At 73.4% G+C, this 4,210-nt stretch carries 4 protein-coding genes; 3 read left to right on the forward strand and 1 reads right to left on the reverse strand.

Annotated features, from left to right (window positions below):
- The 3 genes from ACFFNX_RS43790 to mhpA all read left to right on the forward strand — a co-directional run.
- Positions 1-695 (forward strand): acyltransferase domain-containing protein (locus tag ACFFNX_RS43790; RefSeq protein WP_378212162.1); only part of this gene is annotated, 695 nt, incomplete at its 5' end.
- A 3-nt stretch (positions 696-698) separates the two neighbouring features.
- The gene (locus ACFFNX_RS43795; protein ID WP_378212164.1) at positions 699-1,493 is read left to right on the forward strand and encodes an arylamine N-acetyltransferase family protein; all 795 of its coding nucleotides are present in this window, start codon (positions 699-701) and stop codon (positions 1,491-1,493) included.
- Entirely contained in the window at positions 1,490-3,061 is a 1,572-nt protein-coding gene (mhpA, locus tag ACFFNX_RS43800) for a bifunctional 3-(3-hydroxy-phenyl)propionate/3-hydroxycinnamic acid hydroxylase MhpA (RefSeq protein WP_378212165.1), read from the forward strand. Before ACFFNX_RS43795 ends, mhpA begins: the two co-directional genes overlap by 4 nt.
- On the opposite strand, the gene ACFFNX_RS43805 is transcribed toward mhpA, so the two are convergent.
- Positions 3,045-4,210: helix-turn-helix transcriptional regulator (locus ACFFNX_RS43805; RefSeq protein WP_378212166.1), on the reverse strand; the 1,166-nt coding region annotated here is incomplete at its 5' end. The two genes, mhpA and ACFFNX_RS43805, sit on opposite strands and share 17 nt — an antisense overlap.

The raw sequence follows: 4,210 nt of genomic DNA on the forward strand, positions 1-4,210 counted from the left end.
CGACGGAGCTGGACGGCGGCTACTGGTACCGCAACCTGCGCCGTGCCGTGCGCTTCGACGCGGCCACCCGTGCCCTCCTGGATGACGGATTCCGGTCGTTCGTGGAGGTGAGCGCGCACCCCGTGCTGGCGGCCGAGATCAGAGACGCCGCCGGACCGGCGGCCGCCGCGGTGACCGGCTCGCTGCGCCGGGGCGAGGGCGGGCTGCGCACGTTCCTGCTCTCGGCGGCGGCTCTGTGCGTCCGCGGCGTCGGCGTCGGCTGGCCGGCGCTCCTGACCGGGCAGCCCCGCGTCGATCTCCCCACCTACGCGTTCCAGCACCGTCACTACTGGCTGGAGTCGTCCGCGCCCGTACCCGCCGGGGAGGCTCACGAGGACGAAGAAGCGCCGCCGTCCCCGCTCGCCGGGCTCTCCGCGCTCCCCGAGGACCGGCGCCGGGAGGTGCTGCTGGCGTTCGTACGGGAGGAGGCGTCGGCGGTGCTGGGGCGGTCGCCGGACGAGACTCTTGCGCCCACCGACGTGTTCTTCGAGGTGGGGTTCGTGTCGCTCACCGCGGTCGAGCTGCGCAACCGGCTCTCCGCCGCGACCGGCCTGGAGCTCCCGGCGATGCTGATCTTCGATCGGGCCACCCCGGCCGAACTGACCGACCACCTGCTGACCGAGCTGACCGAGCCGACCGATCCGGCGGAGGGCTGAGCCATGCCGTTCGACGTCGACACCTACCTCAAGGCCCTCGGCCATCGCGGGCCCGCCGATCCCACGCTGAAGACCCTGCGTTCCCTGCACCACCGTCACCTGACCACGTTCCCCTACGACAGCGCCCTGAACGCCGGACGCGGCACCGCGCTGTGGGCCGGCGTCGACATCGACCGGGACGCCGCGTTCGACGAGATCGTCATCGGGGGCCGGGGCGGCGTCTGCTACGAGCTCAACGGCCTCTTCCGCATCCTGCTGGAGGAACTGGGCTTCGAGGTCGGCGTGTTCGGGGCGGGCATCCGGCAGCTGGACGGCTCGTTCGGCCCCGACCTGGAGCACGTCTTCAACCACACCCGCCTCGACGGCGCGCTGTTCCTGGTCGACGTCGGCTTCGTCGGCCCCTCCTACCTGGAACCGCTGTGCGTGACCACGGAGGTCCAACGGCAGTACGGCAACCGGTTCCGCGTCGTCCCGGTCGACGGCCGTCACGTGGTCGAGCGCAGCGGCCGGTCCGGGATCTGGCAGGCGGTCTACCGGTTCCGCGACCAGCCTCGGGACCTGGCCGAATGGCAGGAACCCTCGGCCGAACTGGCCGATTTCGCCCGGGCGCTGGCGGGCGCCGGAATCCTCGTGCGAGGCCGGTCCTTCGGCACCGGGCAGCGCGTTCTCATCGGCAAGCGCCTGCTCACCGTGGACGACGGCCACGAGAGCGTCCGGGTCCTGACCGATCCCGCCGAGCACGAGCGCGTCGTCGCCGAGATCCTGCGTACGGCGGCACCGGCGGAGAGCCCCCGATGAGCGGCACGGACGCCGACGTTCTCGTCGTCGGATACGGGCCGGTCGGACAGGTGACCGCCACGCTGCTGGCCGAGCGCGGGCACCGCGTCACCGTCGTCGAACGGCGGCCGGAGCCCTACCCGATGCCGCGCGCCGTGTCGTTCGACGGAGAGTCCGCCCGCATCCTCGCCGCGGCGGGGATCGGCGAGGCCCTGCGCGCGGTGGCCGAACCGTCCCGCGACTATGTCTGGACGAACGCGGCGGGCGTGACGCTGTTCGACGTGGACGTGGCCGAGCGGGGCTGGTCCGGGTGGCCGGACTCGGTCTCCATGTACCAGCCCGGGATCGAGGAGGCGCTCACCGAGCGCGGTGCCCGGCAGCCCACGCTGCGCGTCCTGCGTGCCCACCGCGCGGTCGGCCTGCGCGATGTCGGCGAACGGGTGGAGGTCACCGTCGACGGGCCCGAGGGAGGCGTACTGTCCGCACGGTACGTCGTGGGCTGCGACGGGGCCAACAGCTTCGTCCGCGAAGCCATCGACGCCACAGCCACCGACCTGCGGTTCTTCAACGACTGGCTGACCTGTGACGTGCGGCTGCACGAGCCGCGCACCTTCGTTCCGAACAACCTCCAGGTCTGCGACCCGGCCCGGCCCCGCACCGCCGTCTCGGCCGGGCCCGGGCACCGGCGCTGGGAGTTCATGCGGCTGCCGGACGAGTCGCCTGAGGAGTTCGGCACCGTCGAGAACGTCTGGCGTCTCCTCGCGTTGTTCGGCGTCGACGGAGACGGCGCGACTCTCGAGCGGCATGCCGTCTACACCTTCCAGGCGCGATACGTCGACCGCTGGCGTGCGGGGCGTGTGCTGCTCGCGGGCGACGCGGCCCACCTGATGCCGCCGTTCGCCGGGCAGGGCATGTGCTCGGGGTTCCGGGACGCGGCCAACCTGGCCTGGAAACTGGACCTGGTCCTCACCGGCCGCGCCGCCGACACGCTGCTGGACACCTACACCGCCGAACGGCGCGAACACGTCCGGCACGCGATCACCATGTCCGTCGACCTCGGCCGCGTCATCTGCCAGACCGATCCGGAGGCCGCCCGCGACCGCGACGCCGTCATGATCGGCGTACGGGAACGCGGCCTGGCCGCGCCCCCGCCGTCGGCGGTCCACCCGCTGACCGGGGGACTGCTCGCCCGGGACGCCGATGGCCGACCGCGCGGGCCGGCCGGCGACCTGACCCCGCAGGGCCGGGTGCGGATCGGCGGTCGTGAGGGGCTGCTCGACGAGGTCACCGGAGGCCGCTGCTTCGTCCTGCTCACCACCGAGGCGCCCGAAGAGCTGCTCGACCCCGTTCACGCGGCGGAGCTGATCCGGCTCGGCACGCTGATCGTCCGGCTGGACGCCGCAGCCGACCTCGACGCGGTCCACCTCCCGTACCTGGCCCGTGCCGGGGCGGTGGCGGCGCTGGTCCGCCCCGACTTCTACCTCTTCGGCGTGGCCGGTGACCGGGACGGCATGGCCGCCCTGGTCGAAGAGCTACTCGACGGGCTGGGCGCGAACGCGGGCTCCAGCGCGGTCAGCCGGTCTTCCTGAGCCCGGTCCACAGGTCGGCGGGCAGCTCCTTGCGGCGGCGGATGCCCAGCTTGCGGTAGATGCGGGTGAGGTGTTGCTCGACCGTGCTGGGAGTGACGTACAGCTTGGCGGCGATCTCCCGGTTCGTGTTCCCGAGCACCGCCAGGGACGCCACCCGGCGCTCGGAGTCGGTGAGGGACGCGATGCCCTCCAGGCCGTCCGCCATCGCCTCCGGACCGCCCAGGTCGTCCTGGACCGACAGCAGTTCCTGAACGAGCGGACGCATCCCACACATGTTCGCCACGTGCAGGGCCTGGCGCAGCAGCAGGCGGGCGCGCCGCCGATTGCTCGCCGCGTGAACCCGGCTGAGGTCGGCCAGCACCCTCGCCTGCTCGAACCGGTCATCGGACGCCTCGGCCAGGTCGACCGCCTCGGCCAGCAGGGGAAGCCGGCGGCCGACCGGGCTCGCGGCGGCCAGGAGCCGCAGCGCCGGGCCGCGCCCATCGGTGCGGGACAACTGCTCGCGGATGAGCCGGCGCGCCTGGTCACGGTTGCCCAGGCGCAGCCACGCCTCCGCCGCGTCGGTACGCCACGGCACCGGCCCGGCGGTGTCCAGGCCCCAGCCACGGATCAGCTCGCCGCAGCTCAGGAAGTCGGCGAGGGCGGCATGCGCGTGCCCGGTCGCCAGGCGGTGGTGCCCCCTGGCGTACAGGTAGTACAGCCCGTGGCGGCTCTGGAACATCGGCTCCGGAACCGACAGGGCCAGGTACCTGGCGGCCTCGTCGTGCTCGCCGGCACGAGTGGCGGCGAGCACGTAGGTGCCCAGCGGGTATCCGATGGCCACTCCCCACGACTTGGCACTGAGGCGCGTCAGCGCCTCGCGCGCCTCCCGCAGCGCGCTCGCCAGGTCGCCGGTCCGCAACGCGACCTCCGCACGCGTCGCGGCGAAGAACGCCGCACGCGTGTCGGCGCCACCGTCGTCACCCGGCACCTCGCCGGGCGGGTCCTCGCACCACGCCGCCGCGACGTCGACCCGGTCCGCGCGCAGCAGCACCTGCACGGCCAGCAGCGCCGCCTCGACCGTCCACGGGTTGCGGAGATGCAGCGGAAGGTCGCGCAGCACCTGCTCGGCGCGGTCCACCACCTCATGGCTCCGGCGCCGGATGAGCC

Origin of the sequence: Actinoallomurus acaciae (assembly GCF_042429965.1) — a bacterium.
Lineage (GTDB): Bacteria > Actinomycetota > Actinomycetes > Streptosporangiales > Streptosporangiaceae > Actinoallomurus > Actinoallomurus acaciae.

Bases quoted from the DNA above. Each gene is read 5' to 3' on its own strand.
- ACFFNX_RS43795 (WP_378212164.1), top strand. From the start codon at position 699: ATGCCGTTCGACGTCGACACCTACCTCAAGGCCCTCGGCCATCGCGGG.
- mhpA (WP_378212165.1), top strand. From the start codon at position 1,490: ATGAGCGGCACGGACGCCGACGTTCTCGTCGTCGGATACGGGCCGGTC.